The following is a 13,710-nucleotide window of genomic DNA, read 5'->3' on the forward strand; positions in this document are numbered from 1 at the left end:
ACCGGCAATACCACTCACGACCTCTAAACGAAGGTAGCCTCGACCTTTCCCAGGTCCCCGAAGTCGGCCACGACATAGGCGCCAGGCGCGGTCGGGCAGGGCTTGGTCGCGGTACCCGTGGTGACGACGTCACCCGCGCGGAGCGCGTGACCGTAGCCGTGCAGGTCGCCGACCAGCCAGTGCAACGCGACGCGCGGATCGCCGAGCACCTGCGCGCCCGTTCCGCGCGCGAACTCGGCACCGTCCAGATGCAACACGACCTCCTGTGCCGGCAGGTCGATTTCACGCCAGCCCGGCACATCCCGCCCGACGACGAACCGGGAGCTGCACGCGGCGTCGGCGAGCAGGTGCTCGAAGCCCGCGGTCACGTAGTCGAAGTAGCGCGAGTCGGGCATCTCCAGCGCGAGGAACATCGAGTCGACGGCGTCGAGCACCTCGTCGAGGCTGTAGTCCTTGCCTGGCACCAGATCCTCGCGCATGCGGAACGCGAACTCGGCCTCCGCGACGGCCATGGTGAGACTGTCGGCGGGCACCGGCTCGCCCTCGTCGTGGCGGAAGCGGGTGAACAACCGGCCGGGGAACGGCCCGTCGACGCCGATGTGCGCCTGCCCCAGCGGGGTGGTGGCCGCGATCTTCCAGCCGTAGTGCGGGCCGACGAGTTCGGCGAGCTTGTCCTGCACGGCCATCGCCTCGGCCGCGCCGGACGGTCTGACGTCATCCGGCAGCGCCTTGAGCCGGTGCCCGGACTGCCAGGCTTCCCACAGCAACGCCGCCGCGCGATCCTCGTTCATCCCGCCAAGGGTAGTGGGGGTCGTGAGTGGTACGGCCGGTTCTAACCGGCCATACCACTCACGAGCCCTTCTAGGCGTTCATCTCGTACACACCGGACAGGTCACGCACGCGACCCCAGACCGACTCGAAGCGCTCGGCGTCGACGACCGGCTTGCGGATCGCGGCGAGCGCGAGTTCCTGCTGCTTGTCCGTCGAGCTGGACTTGCCGTGCAGCTCGACCGCCGCGGCGCTGAAGTCCTGCACGAAGGTCGCGAAGATCTGGTCGACCACCGCGGAGTCGAGGCCGACCAGTTCGGCCTGCTCCAGGATCAGCTGGCCGTAGACGACCAGCGTGAACAGCTCGGTCAGCGCCAGGCCGAAGTCGAGGTCCGCCTGCTGCGTCTCGTCCGGTGTGGCCTGGGTCAGGATGCCGACCAGCGCCTCGGCCTGCTCGGCGAACCTGGCGACGTTCGGGATGGCCGACGCCTTGGCGTACGCCTCGCGCCAGTCGTGGAACCGGACCTTCGACAGGCCGCGCGCCGGGCCCTGGCGGAACAGGAACTCGTCGTCCGTGGCGTCCGAACGCGTCGGGACGGGCTCGTAGGACTCCGGCGCGAACAGGTACGCGGGCATGAACTTGGCGATCAGCGCCAGGTTGACCGCGACCGTGCCCTCCAGCTTGGGCAGGCCGTCGATGTCGTTCTTGGCCATCGCGAGGTAGGTGTCGGACTCGAAACCCTTGGCAGCCACCACATCCGCGACCAGCCCGATGACCTTCTGCGCCTCGGTGGTGACCTTCATCTTGGTGATCGGGTTGAACAGCAGGTACCGGCGGTCGTCCGGCCCCGCCGTGCGGAAGTAGTCGACAGCGCGGTCGGAGAACAGCTTCATCGCGGTCAGCCGCGCGTACGCGTCGACGAATTCCCTGCGCACGTGCGGGAAATCGGTGACCGGCTTGCCGTAGAGGACGCGGTTGTGCGCGTGCGTGATCGCCTCGTACAGCGAGTGCGTCGCCATGCCGATGCCGCCGAAGCACAGGTTGAACTTGCCGATGTTGACCGTGTTCAGCGCCGCGCTGAACGCGTCCGCGCCGGTGTGCAGGATGTCCTCGGCGTGCACCGGGTAGTCCTCGAGGCGGAACTCGGCGACGTACATCTGGGACGGCACCACGTTCTTGACCACGTGGTAGTTCGGGTGGTTCGAGTCGGCGTAGAAGAAGACGTACTGGTCCTGGCCCTCGACGCCGTCGATGCGGCCGAACACCGAAACGGTGCCCGCGCAGTTGCCGTTGCCGATGTAGTACTTCGAGCCGTTGGCGCGGTAACCGCCCTCACCGTCCGGCGTGAGCACCAGGTCCGACGAGTAGATGTCGGCGCCATGCTCCTTTTCGGACAGTCCGAACGCCGCCACTCCCCCGGCCTGCAACGCTTCCGCCGCGCGCTTGCGGGCGACCTCGTTGCCGCTCTGCCACACCGGGCCGAGGCCGAGCACCGTGACCTGCATCGGGTACCAGTAGTTCAGCCCGTAGAAGCCGAGGATCTCCGAAAGCTCCGCGACGCGGCTGGTGTCCCAGCGCTTGTCGGGGTTGCCGTCGGCGTTGGCCGCCGGCGTGAAGAAGGTCGAGAACAGGCCTTCCTTGCCTGCGAACTCCAGGAAATCCGCGTAAAAGGTCTTGTCGTGGTAGTCCGCGACGAGCTTGCGCTTGCCGCGCGACTCGAACCAGTCGATGGTCGCGCGCAGCAGGCGCCGCGTCTCCGGATCGAACCGCTGCGGGTCGTAGCCATTCGGGTTCAGCAACATCGCAATAAACTCCCACGCTCGATTACTGAGCAGTAACTTAGCACGGCAAGCAAGGTCACACGCCTGTCACGATCGGATGCTTTATACTGATCACGCGGTCCGCTCCGTTCTGCCTCGGGCCGCGTTTCGTTGTCGACTACCACGCGCCGCGGCCGACGAGCATCACCGACGGTCTGCGCCGGGCAGGACAACCCTTCTCGACTTATGGAGACACCAGGGCGCGAGAGCGCCCGAAAACCCTATGAACGCATTCTCTGAACTCGGCCTGCCCACCGCGCTGGTCACCGCACTGTCCGCACAGGGCATCGACACCCCGTTCCCGATCCAGTCGGCCACGCTGCCGCACTCGCTCGAAGGCCGCGACGTGCTCGGCCGCGGCCGCACCGGCTCCGGCAAGACGTACGCCTTCGTGCTGCCCGTGCTCGCCCGCCTCTCGCAGGGCCCGACGCGGCGCAAGCCGTTCCGCCCGCGCGCGCTGATACTGGCGCCGACCCGCGAGCTGGTCACCCAGATCGAGGCCTCCATCGCCCCGCTGGCGAAGGCGCTGCAGCTCAAGGTCACCACCATCTTCGGCGGGGTCAGCCCGAACCCGCAGATCACCGCGCTGCGCGACGGCGTCGACATCGTCGTCGCCTGCCCCGGGCGGCTGCTCGACCACATGCAGAACGGCAACGCGAAGCTCGACAACGTCGACGTCACCGTGCTCGACGAGGCCGACCACATGGCCGACCTCGGCTTCCTGCCCGCCGTGCGCCGCCTGCTCGACCAGACGCCGCCGCGCGGTCAGCGCCTGCTGTTCTCCGCGACGCTCGACGCCGGTGTCGACGTGCTGGTCAAGCGCTTCATGAACAACCCGGTCACGCACAGCGTCGACTCGGCCCAGTCGCCGGTCGACGCGATGACCCACCACGTGCTGCACGTCGAGGAGACCCACCGGTTCCCGGTGCTGGTCGACCTGACCGCGGCCCCCGGCCGCACGCTGGTCTTCACCCGCACCAAGCACCGCGCGAAGGCACTCACCCGCAAGCTCAACGCGAGCGGCGTCTCAGCCGTCGAGCTGCACGGCAACCTCGGCCAGAACGCCCGTACCCGCAACCTCGCCGCGTTCACCGACGGCACGGCGAAGACGCTGGTCGCCACCGACATCGCGGCACGCGGCATCCACGTCGACGACGTCACGCTGGTCATCCACCACGACCCGCCCGTCGAGCACAAGGCGTACCTGCACCGCTCCGGCCGCACCGCCCGCGCGGGCGCCAGCGGCACGGTGATCACGCTGATGACCGACGAGCAGGTCTCCGACGTCCGCGACCTCACCAAGAAGGCCGGCATCAAGCCGACCACCACGCAGCTCGGCCCCGGCCACCCGCTGCTCGCGGAGCTGGCGCCCGGTGAGCGGAAGTTCGCCACCGTGAAGCAGGCGACCAGCCGCAACATGCCGAAGCAGGTCTCGGCGAGCGGCAAGGCCGTCCCCGAGAAGGACGAAAGGAAGCCACGCCGTGGCGGCGGCGCACCCGGCCGTGGCCGTGGTGGCCAGTCTCAGGACCAGCCGCGTCGTGGCGGCCAGTCCCGTCGCGGCGGTTCCGGCGGCGCGACGGGCGAGTCCCGCCGTGGCGGCTCGGCCGGTCAGTCTTCGCGTGGCGCCTCGTCCGGCCAGGCCGCTCGAGGTGGTTCGTCGGCGGGCCAGCCCGCGCGTCGCGGCACCGCCACCGGTTCCGGCCAGGGCCAGGCGAAGGGCCGCGGCCAGTCCGCAGGCGGCGCCGCACCCGCCCGTCGCGGCGGCGCTGCGGCCTTCTCCTCGGGCACCCGCGCGGGCTCCCGGCGCTCGGGTCGCTGACCTCAGCATTCAGGGGTCGTGAGTGGTATGACCGGTTCTAACCGGCCGTGCCACTCACGACCCCTTTTTCGTGCGTGGGTCAGCTGGCCAGTGTCACGCACTTGATGACCGGGGCGGCCTCCGTGCCCGACGCGACACAGTCGATGCCCTTGCCGTCCGCGGGGATCGGGTAGCTGTAGACGATCGGGCCGTCGTTGTCGTCGCCGACCGAGAACCGCACGACGGTCGGCTTCCAGGATTCGGTGCCCTGCAGCAGCTTCGAGTAGTACGTGGTGTTCGGCTCGACGCCGGTGCCCATGCCCTCGCCGTCCGCGGTCAGCTCGTGCACCTGGAGGCGGTAGCCGCCTGCCGTGTACTTGCCCTGGCCTTCATGACCGGCCTCGGCCGAGGAGGTGCTCACGACCTGGTCGGCGACATCGGGTCCCGCGGTGACCGCGAGCGCCGTCCCGCCGATCGCCAGCAGCGTGACTCCCGCCGCGGCACCCATGATCACGCCTCGCTTGACGGTGAACTTCATCCGCGTGCTCCTTTGTCCCGGATTGTGTCGCTTAACTAGTACAATAAGACAAACGTAGCAGCGTGGATCATGCACCGACAACGCGCTGGCTGTGGCGATTGCCACCGGGAATCCAGGCAACCTGGACGGGATACGCGGCCAGATTGATTCACTGGCCTAGTTAAACAAGAGGGCAACCCTTGGCCACATGGCCCTTGTACTGGGTATCTGTTCACTGCGACCGTGAACCCGTGCCTCTTCTGGACTTCACTTCCGCAGACATGTACCCCGCACTCGACCGGCTGCGCACCGAGGAACCGGTCCATTGGAGCCCGGACCTCAACTCATGGGTGATCACCCGGTACGCCGACATCGCCGCCGCGCTGCGTGACCCCCGGCTCGGGTCGGGCAGCATGACCGAGCTGATCGACCGGCTCCCCGAGGCGGACCGGCTCAAGCTGCGGCCGCTGCGCGACTCGATCAACCTGTGGATGGGTGGCACCGATCCGGCCGCCCACAAGCGGATGCAACGGGTGATCAAGCGGTACTTCATGTCGCGAGAGCTGATGGAGGCGCTGCGTCCGCGCGTGCAGGCGATCACCGACGAGCTGCTCGACGAGCTGGTCCCGCGTGGCGGCTGCGAGATCGTCGACGACCTGGCCTATCCGCTGCCCGCGCGGGTGATGGCCGAGATGCTCGGCATCCCCGAAAAGGACCGTGACCTGCTGCCGCGCTGGTCGCGTGACATCACAGCGGTGTTCAGCCCGATCGACGTGCCCAAGCTGCTCGAAAGCCAGCAGAGCATCGTCGAGATGTCGGAGTACCTCCGCGAGGTCGTCGCCGACCGGCGCAGGCAGCCCCGCGAGGACCTGATCAGCCTGCTGGTCGCCGCGCAGGACAAGGGCGACATCGTCAGCGAGGACGAGATCCTCGCCAACTGCGTGCTGCTGCTGTTCGCCGGGCACGAGACCACCGGCGGCCTGATCAGCGCGGGCTTGAACCTGCTGCTGCAGCACCCCGAGCAGATGAAAGCGCTCCGCGCGGACCTGACATTGCTGCCCGGCGCCATCGAAGAGATGCTGCGCGTCGATGGCCCCGCTTCGCTCACCACCCGGTTCTCGAAAGAGCCAGTCGTGATCCACGGGCAGGAGATCGAGGCGGACCAGCACATCTACCTCGTGCTCGCCTCCGCCAACCGGGACCCGGAGCAGTTCGACGACCCGACCCGGTTCGACATCACCCGCACGGGCAACCGGCACCTGTCATTCGGGCAGGGCCTGCGCTACTGCCTCGGCGCCACGCTCGCGCGGCTCGAGACCGAGATCTGCTTCACCTCGCTGTTCGACCGGGTGGACGAAATCACGCCACACCCGGACGGCCCCACCCGTGAGCGGCGGGGCCCCTTCGTCAGCATGGTGACCGCGGCGCCGGTCACCTTCGGCTAGCTTCACGCTCCAGCATCGCGGCGCGGCGGTCCTCGAACCGCGAGGCCTGGGCTTCGAGGTTCTCGAGGAACTTGGCGAGTTCGTCGCGCGCGGTCTCGCCGACCTCGCCGAGTCCTTCGAGCTCGAAGACCTTCCAGTGGCGCAAAAGCGGCCAGATCACGTCGTCGTGGTGGATGCGCAGGTCGTAGATGCCTGCCTTGGCGATGAGCGCGGCCTTGCGCACGAAGCTCGGGATGATGTGCCCCGGCATCGCGAAACCGACCACCTCGTCGGTGATCGCGCGCATCATCTCGTCCGGCTGCAGCTGCAGCGAGGCCGTCACCAGGTTCCGGTAGAAGACCATGTGCAGGTTTTCGTCCGTCGCGACGCGCGCGAGCAGCTTCTCGCAGAACGGGTCCTCGGTGTACTTGCCGGTGTTGCGGTGCGAAAGGCGCGTCGCGAGCTCCTGGAAGGACACGTACGCCATGACGTGCAGCAACGGCTTGTCGCCACTGTCGTAGCCGGTCTGCATGACCTGCATCCGGGCGCGCTCCAGCTCGACCGGATCGACGGCCCTGGTCACCAGCAGGTAGTCGCGGATGGCGATGCCGTGACGGCCCTCTTCGGCGGTCCAGCGGTGCACCCAGGTGCCCCACGCGCCGTCGCGGCCGAAGGCGCGCTCGATCTCGCGGTGGTAGCTGGGCAGGTTGTCCTCGGTCAGCAGGTTGACCTCGAGCGAGGTCCGCGCGATCGGCGAGACCTTCGACTGCTCCGGGTCCCACGCCTCGCCGCCGAGGTCGGCGAAGTTACGGCCTTCGCTCCACGGGACGTACTCGTGCGGCATCCATTCCTTGGCCGAGACCAGGTGACGGTTGAGGTTCTCCTCGACCGTCGATTCGAGGTCGAGCATCAGGCGGGTGGTCGGCTCAAGGGCCATCGAGGGTCCTTCCTCAATTGGGGACAGGACCCAACTTACGGCACCGTAGGTTACGCAACCGTAAGTGTGACCAGAATCCGCCAAGTCCTCTCGCTGGCACCGTAGGTTACGCAACCGACAGCGTCCATAAAGAGTGTGACCAGAATCCGCCAAGTCCTCTCGCTGGCACCTCCGGTTACGCAACCGACAGCGTCCATAAGGAATGTGACTAGAATCCGCCAAGTCCTCTCGATCGGAGCACCGCCCGCTCGACTGGCCGGAAGACGACCAGTTCGATGCCGACACCGACCAGCAGGATCAGGAAGATCGCGGCCATCACCGTCGGCATGTCGTTGAACGAGGACCCCTGGTTCAGGTACGCGCCCAGCCCGATCCCCAGCTGCGGGGACAACGCGATGAGTTCCGCGGCCATCAGCGAACGCCAGGAAAACGCCCAGCCCTGCTTCAGCCCGGCCAGGAAGCCGGGCAGCGCGGCGGGCAGCAGGATGTGCCGCGCCGAAGCCAGCTTCCCCGCGCCCATCACCTGGCCCACCCTCGGCAGGATCGGCGGGATCTGGTCGATGCCGCTGACCAGGCCGTTCGCGATCGACGGGACCGAACCGAGCAGCACCACGAAGTAGATCGCGGCGTCGTTGATGCCGAACCAGAGGATCGCGGCGGGCACCCAGGCCACCGACGGCAGGCTCTGCAGCCCCGAAAGCAGCGGGCCGATCGCGGACCGCACCAGGCGGACCTTGGCCACCAGCAGCCCGAGCGGTGTGCCGATCAGCACGGCGACGGCGAACCCGAGCACCGCGCGGTGCACCGAGGTCCACACGTAGCCGAAGATCTTGGCGTCGGTCACCCCGCTCCAGAACTCGTCCCACACCGCTAGCGGGGCGGGCAGCTGGAACTCCGGCCAGATCGCCGCGGCCCACAGCGCCTGCCAGACGGCGATGAACAGGCCCAGCGCCACCAGCGGCGGCAGCACGGTGCGGGCGAACCGCACCGCGAGGCGCTCACCGCGCTGCGCCGCCGGGGTGTCCAGTGCGTCCAGGCCTGCCTCGACCGCCGAAAGATCGGCGGAGCGGTCAAGCTGCGGCATGGGTGCTGATCACCTCTCGGAGCCTCACGGTGATTTCGTCGGTCAGGCTTTCGCCGTCGACCCGGGCGTCCCACTCCTGCACGACCCGGCCTGGCCGCGACGAAAGCAGCACGACACGCTGACCCAGCCGGACGGCTTCGCGGACGTCGTGGGTCACGAACAGCACGGCGGTGCCGGTGCTGCGGTAGACCCGCAGCAGCTCGCCCTGCATGACGTCGCGGGTGATCGCGTCGAGCGCGGCGAACGGCTCGTCCATCAGCAGCAGCGCCTGCTCCGGCTGACCGTCGACACGCAGGGTCGCGGCCAGCGCCCTGGCGAGCGCGACGCGCTGGCGCATGCCGCCGGACAGCTCGTGCGGACGCTTCGACCCGACACCGCCCAGCCGGACGAGGTCGAGCAGCTCGGCGGCCTTCTCCTTGCGCTCGGCGCGGCCGAACCCGGCCAGCCGCAGCGGCAGCTCGACGTTGCGGGCGGCCGTCAGCCACGGCATGAGCGCGGCTTCCTGGAACATCACCGCCGGCCGGGAGGTGTTGAGCTTGATGGTGCCTTCGGTCGGCTTGTCGAGCCCGGCGACCAGGTTCAGCAACGTGCTCTTGCCGCAGCCGGACGCGCCGAGCAGGCAGACGAACTCGCCGGGCGCGACCTTCAGGTCCAGTCCGTCGAGCGCGGTGACCGCGCGGCCGGACCGGCCGAAGACCTTGCGCACACCGGTGAGTTCGACCGCGGTGCCGTTGCCGGTGGAAGCGGCGGTCTGGGGCAGGCTTGCAAGTGTCGCGCTCATCGGTGGTTCTCCCCTATTTGGTCAGTCCGGCAGGTTCCACAGCGGGTTTTCCGGCGGCCTTGAGCACTTCGTTGAGCGGACCGAAGTCGGCGAAGCCCTTGAGGTCGGCGACCGTCTTGACGACACCCGCGGTCACCGAGTCCTTGGCGAGCTGGCCGAATTCGGCGGAGATCGGGTCGAGGGTGAGCTCGATGCCACCGAACGCGCGGTCGAGCACGGCGACGTTGAGCGAGCTGCCCGCGAGCTCCTTCAGCGCGTCGTTGACCGTGGTCTTGGCCTCGGCCTGGTTGGCGGTGGCCCAGTCGATCGCGGCCGACTCACCCTTGATGACGGCGCGGACGGTGTCGGGGTGCTGCTGCAGGAACTCGCTGCGCACGATGACGACGGTGGACGGGAAGCGGCCACCCGGCCACAGGGTCTTCTCGTCGATGAGCACCTTGGCGCCCGCGTCCTGCACCAGGCGCGAGGCCCACGGCTCGGGCAGCCAGCCGCCGTCGACCTCGCCCTTCTTGAACGCGTCGAGCGTCTTCGGGTTGTCGAGGTTGGAGATCTTGACCTGGTCGGTCAGCTTGTTCTCCGAGAGCCACTTCTTGAGCGCGACGTCCTGGGTGTTGCCGAGCTGCGGCGTCGCGATGGTCTTGCCCTTGAGCTGGTCGGCCGAGGCGATCTCGGGCTTGACGACCAGCTGCGCGCCGCCGGACACCGCGCCCGAGACGAGCTGGATGGCGCCCTTCGACTTGGTGAAGGCGTTGATCGCCGGGCCGGAGCCGATGAACGCGATGTCGAGCGAGCTGCCGAGCAGCGCGTTGACCTCGTCGGGGCCCGCGTTGAAGGTCTGGGTGGTCAGCTTGGTGCTGCCGAGCTCCTTCTTGAAGAAGTCCTTCTTCACCCCGATCAGCGCGGGCGCGTGGGTCACGTTCGGGAAGTACCCGACGCGGACTTCGGCTGCGGTGTTCTGGGGAGCCGCGGCGGGAGCGGGGTCGCTGTCCGCACGCGAACACGCGGCCAGGCCTGCCGACAGCGCCAATCCGGCGAGTGTGGCGGCCAGCAGTCGAGTTCGGTTCTTCAGCACGGCGCGAGAGTCGCACGGTCATACAGTGCAGTGCACGGTCATCCGCATCGCGAGAAAATCACCGAGTTCTCTTGACAAGGGCAGCGCTCACTGGTTCAGCAAGAGTGAGACATCGCCGAACTCGTGCCAAAGATAGCGATGTTCCAACGCTGCCCGGTAGGCCTTCTCAACCACTGAGGAGCCGGCCACCGCTTCGAGTAACAGCAGGTGGGAAGCTTCCGGCGCGTGCAGGCCGGTGACCAGGCCGTCGACCACCCTCGCCGGCCTGTCCGGCCCGAGCACAAGCCCCGTCCACCCTTCGGAACCGCCGGGCGCGGCCGACTCGAGTGCCCTGACCACGGTGGTTCCGACGGCGATGACCCGGCCACCTTCGCCGCGCACCCACTCGACCAGCCGCGCGGTGGTCACGGGCACCCGGAACCACTCGTCCTGGGGAGGCTCGTGCGACTCCAGCGACGAGACGCCGGTGTGCAGCAGGATCGGCGCGAACAGCACCCCCCGGCTGACCAGCCGCGTGACCAGCTCGGCCGTGAACGGCCGCCCGGCGCTGGGCATCTCCGCGCTGCCGGGGTCGTGGCCGAACACGGTCTGGCAGTTCTCGATCGGCCAGCGCCTGGGCACGTAGCCGTAGCTGATCGGCCTGCCGACGCGAGCCAGGAACGCGGTCACCCTGCCTTCGACGACGACTTCGGCATGCCACAGGCGACCATGCTGTTCGGTGAGCACCAGTTCGGCGCCAGCCGGTAAACCGAAACGGTCACCCTGACGCGCTTTCAGATACGGACCAGTGGGTGTCCGTAATTCGACCACCCAGGTGTGCTCGCCGAGTTCGGTCGAAAAATGCGCCACGATCCCCGGAGTGGTCGTGTCGACGGCCGCGGGCAAGGTCGCCGAGGTGTTGACGACCAGCAGGTCGCCCGGTTTCAGGAAACGGCCCAAGTCAGTGAACGTGCTGTGTTCGACGCCGTGCGGATCCGCGACGAGCAGGCGGACCTCATCGCGGGCGAGACCGCGGGCCTCGGGCGGCGCGCTGGCGTTCAATTCGGACGGCAGCTCGAATCGAATGGTCATAACTTGCTCGCCTGGTATCGGCCGCTCGGCACCCGCCCGCTGAGCAGGCGCAGGAAAGCGGGCACCACCGTTTCCGGCTCGGGGCGGTCGGAGATGTCTTCGCCGGGGAACGCGCGCTGGTGCATGGCGGTGCGCATGTCACCGGGATCGAACGCGTAGACGGCGAGTTCGGGATTCTCGACGCCGAGCACGGCGGTCAGCTGGTCGAGCGCCGCCTTGGCCGAGCCGTAGCCGCCCCAGCCTTCATAAGCCTCGACAGCGGCATCGGAGCTTACGTTGATGATCGTGCCCTTGGCGGCGATGAGCGCGGGCAACACGAGCTGGCTCAGCGCGAGCGGCGCGAACACGTCGACGCGGTAGACGGCGGCGAGTTCGTCCAGCGGATAGCCGCCGAGCTTCGGCTGCGGACTCGGCCCGAGCAGGCTGGCGTTGTTGACGAGCAGGTCCAGTTCCGGCCCGGCGGCCGCGGCCAGCTCGGCCCGATGCGCGGGATCGGCGATATCGCCCGCGATCGCGTGCGCGCCGGTTTCTTCGGCGACCCGGCGCAGCGCGTCCTCGCCGCGCGCGTCGATGACGAGCGTCCAGCCCTGGACGGCGAGCGCTCGGGTGAGTGCGAGCCCCAGCCCGGCCGAAGCGCCGGTGATGAGTGCGACAGGCATTGGTGTCCTCTCGGAAGCGGTCACCATCCATGCTGAAACCTCCATATTGCTTGAGGTCAAGTGGCGCACTGCGGGGTGCGGGCTAAACTCCGCCCGTGCCGGGCGACGGTGGACGAGAACGAACACACGGCGTGCTGGTCGCGGCGTGCCTCGCGGCCGGTGTGGTGCTCGGGCTGGTGGCCATGACGGTCAAGGGCAGCGATCCCAACCACACGGCCTTCGACACGGCGTTGTCCACCACCACCGGTTTCGTCTACCTCGGCGCCGGCGCGACCGCGCACGCGCGGCGGCCGACAAACCGGGCCGGGCTGCTGATGGCCTGGGTGGGACTCCTGTTCTTCACCGAAGACCTCAAGCTCTCGACCAACCCGGTGCTCTTCACGCTGGGCCTGCTCTTCTCCACCGCGTCCGGGCCGGGAATCGTCCACCTCGTGCTGGCTTTCCCTGACGGCGAGCTGAAGTCACGATGGGAGCGGCTGCTAGTCGTCGCCACCTACACGGTCTCGTTCGGGCTGGCATTGGCGATCATGCTGGTCGGCGACTCGCGGGGGCTCAGCCCGCATCGTGAGCCGAACCTGCTGCTGATCACGCCGGACGACGGTCTCGCCGAGCTCTTCGACCGCTGCCTGGAGGGCGTCGGCGCGCTGATCGCGGCCGGGGTGATCACCGTGCTCGTGTATCGCTGGGTGACCGGGAAGCTGCCCCAGCGACGGCTGCTGACGCCGGTGCTCGTGGTCGCGCTGACCGGCGCGTGCCTCTCGGTGGTGGGCAATCTCGCCGGGGCGAACGGCGGCGCGGGACCGGGCGGGCCTGTCATCCGGACCATTTACAACCTCGTCTTCTGCCTGTGGCCGCTCGCGTTCCTGCTCGGCGTCCTGCGTGCGCGGATCGGGTCGGCCGAGCTGGCCCGGCTGCTCGCCGACCGCGACGAGGGCAGGCTGTCCGCGCTCGTCAAAGACGACGCCGTCTGGCAGGACAGCCATTCGTACAACGCGCTGACCGCCGCCGCCGGGCTGGTGCGCGACAACCAGCGACTGGCCGCCGAGCTGGAGAAACAGCTCGCCGAGGTCCGCGAATCGCGGGCCAGGATCGTCTCGGCCAGCGACAACGAGCGCCGCCGCGTCGAGCGCGACCTGCACGACGGCGCCCAGCAACGGCTGGTGAGCGTGCTGCTCAGTGTCCGGATGGCCCGCCAGCGGCTCGGCGATTCGCTCACCCCCGAGCTCGACGAGGTGCTCACCGCGACCGCCGCCGAACTGCAGGTCGCGATCACCGAACTCCGCGAGCTCGCCAGGGGCATCCGGCCGCGCATCCTGACCGAGGACGGCTTGGTGCCCGCCATCCGCTCACTGGCCGAACGGGTGCCGCTGATCATCCAGCTGCACCTCGGCGAGATCCCCCGGCTGCCCGATCCCGTCGAGCTGACCGCGTACTTCGTCGTCTCGGAGTCGCTGACCAACACGCTCAAGCACGCGCGGGCGTCGCGGGTCTCGATCGAGGTCGTCATCGACAACGGCGTGCTGCGGCTCGAGGTCACCGACGACGGCGTCGGCTGCGCGGAGCTCAGCGCCGACGGCACCGGCCTGAGCAACCTGCGCGACCGCGTGCGCGCGCTCGACGGCGAGCTGATCGTGCACAGCGCGGTGAAAGCGGGGACCAGCGTCCTGGCCGTGATTCCGCTGGGGTCGTGAGTGGTACGGCCGGGGTTTTTGGGGCGGGGGACGGACAGCCAAAAAAGCGGCGGCGCCAAGCCGCGAGGGGGGTGGGGGAGGACCCAA

At 68.7% G+C, this 13,710-nt stretch carries 12 protein-coding genes; 3 read left to right on the plus strand and 9 right to left on the minus strand.

The annotated features are described in order from the left end of the window. Positions 1-23: 23 nt before the first annotated feature. Together ACFV15_RS07970 and ACFV15_RS07975 are read right to left on the minus strand one after the other, a co-directional pair. Complete coding sequence (locus ACFV15_RS07970) at positions 24-791, minus strand: 2-keto-4-pentenoate hydratase (protein ID WP_378349448.1); 768 nt, start codon at positions 789-791, stop codon at positions 24-26. Between the two features lie 70 nt (positions 792-861). Continuing rightward, a complete protein-coding gene (locus ACFV15_RS07975) occupies positions 862-2,571 on the minus strand; it encodes an acyl-CoA dehydrogenase (RefSeq protein WP_378349449.1) in 1,710 nt (569 codons plus the stop codon). Between the two features lie 241 nt (positions 2,572-2,812). Between ACFV15_RS07975 and ACFV15_RS07980 the strand changes: the two genes are divergently transcribed. Then, a complete protein-coding gene (locus tag ACFV15_RS07980) occupies positions 2,813-4,408 on the plus strand; it encodes a DEAD/DEAH box helicase (protein ID WP_378349450.1) in 1,596 nt (531 codons plus the stop codon). Between the two features lie 79 nt (positions 4,409-4,487). Here ACFV15_RS07980 and ACFV15_RS07985 read toward each other — a convergent pair whose 3' ends face one another. Then, positions 4,488-4,925, minus strand: coding sequence for a hypothetical protein (locus tag ACFV15_RS07985; RefSeq protein ID WP_378349451.1), 438 nt, complete (start codon positions 4,923-4,925; stop codon positions 4,488-4,490). Between the two features lie 230 nt (positions 4,926-5,155). On the opposite strand from ACFV15_RS07985, the gene ACFV15_RS07990 reads away from it, so the two are divergent. Next, positions 5,156-6,349 (plus strand): cytochrome P450, encoded by a 1,194-nt coding sequence (locus ACFV15_RS07990; protein WP_378349452.1) that lies wholly within the window; start codon positions 5,156-5,158, stop codon positions 6,347-6,349. Here ACFV15_RS07990 and ACFV15_RS07995 read toward each other — a convergent pair. The 6 genes from ACFV15_RS07995 to ACFV15_RS08020 all read right to left on the minus strand — a co-directional run bounded on the left by ACFV15_RS07995 (position 6,336) and on the right by ACFV15_RS08020 (position 11,932). After that, positions 6,336-7,265 carry an acyl-ACP desaturase gene (locus ACFV15_RS07995; protein ID WP_378349453.1) on the minus strand — a complete coding sequence of 310 codons (930 nt, stop codon included), beginning with the start codon at positions 7,263-7,265 and terminating at the stop codon, positions 6,336-6,338. The genes ACFV15_RS07990 and ACFV15_RS07995 overlap by 14 nt on opposite strands. Positions 7,266-7,473: 208 nt before the next feature. Next, on the minus strand, positions 7,474-8,349 hold the full coding sequence (locus ACFV15_RS08000) for an ABC transporter permease (RefSeq protein WP_378349454.1): 876 nt from the start codon (positions 8,347-8,349) through the stop codon (positions 7,474-7,476). Then, positions 8,336-9,130, minus strand: a complete 795-nt coding sequence (locus tag ACFV15_RS08005; RefSeq protein WP_378349455.1) for an ABC transporter ATP-binding protein — start codon at positions 9,128-9,130, stop codon at positions 8,336-8,338. Before ACFV15_RS08005 ends, ACFV15_RS08000 begins: the two co-directional genes overlap by 14 nt. A 13-nt stretch (positions 9,131-9,143) precedes the next feature. Beyond that, entirely contained in the window at positions 9,144-10,199 is a 1,056-nt protein-coding gene (locus ACFV15_RS08010) for an ABC transporter substrate-binding protein (RefSeq protein WP_378349513.1), read from the minus strand. Positions 10,200-10,289: 90 nt separating this feature from the next. Beyond that, positions 10,290-11,273, minus strand: coding sequence for an S-adenosylmethionine:tRNA ribosyltransferase-isomerase (locus tag ACFV15_RS08015; RefSeq protein WP_378349456.1), 984 nt, complete (start codon positions 11,271-11,273; stop codon positions 10,290-10,292). Continuing rightward, positions 11,270-11,932, minus strand: a complete 663-nt coding sequence (locus ACFV15_RS08020; RefSeq protein WP_378349457.1) for an SDR family NAD(P)-dependent oxidoreductase — start codon at positions 11,930-11,932, stop codon at positions 11,270-11,272. Before ACFV15_RS08020 ends, ACFV15_RS08015 begins: the two co-directional genes overlap by 4 nt. Before the next feature lie 95 nt (positions 11,933-12,027). Here ACFV15_RS08020 and ACFV15_RS08025 point away from each other — a divergent pair, with 95 nt between their 5' ends. After that, positions 12,028-13,623: a sensor histidine kinase gene (locus ACFV15_RS08025; protein ID WP_378349458.1), complete on the plus strand. Its 1,596-nt coding sequence runs from the start codon at positions 12,028-12,030 to the stop codon at positions 13,621-13,623. Positions 13,624-13,710 lie beyond the last annotated feature (87 nt).

The sequence above is a fragment of the Amycolatopsis sp. NPDC059657 genome (genome assembly GCF_042734395.1).
Taxonomy (GTDB): domain Bacteria; phylum Actinomycetota; class Actinomycetes; order Mycobacteriales; family Pseudonocardiaceae; genus Amycolatopsis.

Excerpts from the sequence above, each read along its gene's own strand:
- ACFV15_RS07970 (WP_378349448.1), bottom strand. The coding sequence starts at position 791 with ATGAACGAGGATCGCGCGGCGGCGTTGCTGTGGGAAGCCTGGCAGTCC.
- ACFV15_RS08005 (WP_378349455.1), bottom strand. The coding sequence starts at position 9,130 with ATGAGCGCGACACTTGCAAGCCTGCCCCAGACCGCCGCTTCCACCGGC.
- ACFV15_RS08000 (WP_378349454.1), bottom strand. The coding sequence starts at position 8,349 with ATGCCGCAGCTTGACCGCTCCGCCGATCTTTCGGCGGTCGAGGCAGGC.
- ACFV15_RS08015 (WP_378349456.1), bottom strand. The coding sequence starts at position 11,273 with ATGACCATTCGATTCGAGCTGCCGTCCGAATTGAACGCCAGCGCGCCG.
- ACFV15_RS07975 (WP_378349449.1), bottom strand. The coding sequence starts at position 2,571 with ATGTTGCTGAACCCGAATGGCTACGACCCGCAGCGGTTCGATCCGGAG.
- ACFV15_RS07995 (WP_378349453.1), bottom strand. The coding sequence starts at position 7,265 with ATGGCCCTTGAGCCGACCACCCGCCTGATGCTCGACCTCGAATCGACG.
- ACFV15_RS07985 (WP_378349451.1), bottom strand. The coding sequence starts at position 4,925 with ATGAAGTTCACCGTCAAGCGAGGCGTGATCATGGGTGCCGCGGCGGGA.
- ACFV15_RS07980 (WP_378349450.1), top strand. The coding sequence starts at position 2,813 with ATGAACGCATTCTCTGAACTCGGCCTGCCCACCGCGCTGGTCACCGCA.
- ACFV15_RS08020 (WP_378349457.1), bottom strand. The coding sequence starts at position 11,932 with ATGCCTGTCGCACTCATCACCGGCGCTTCGGCCGGGCTGGGGCTCGCA.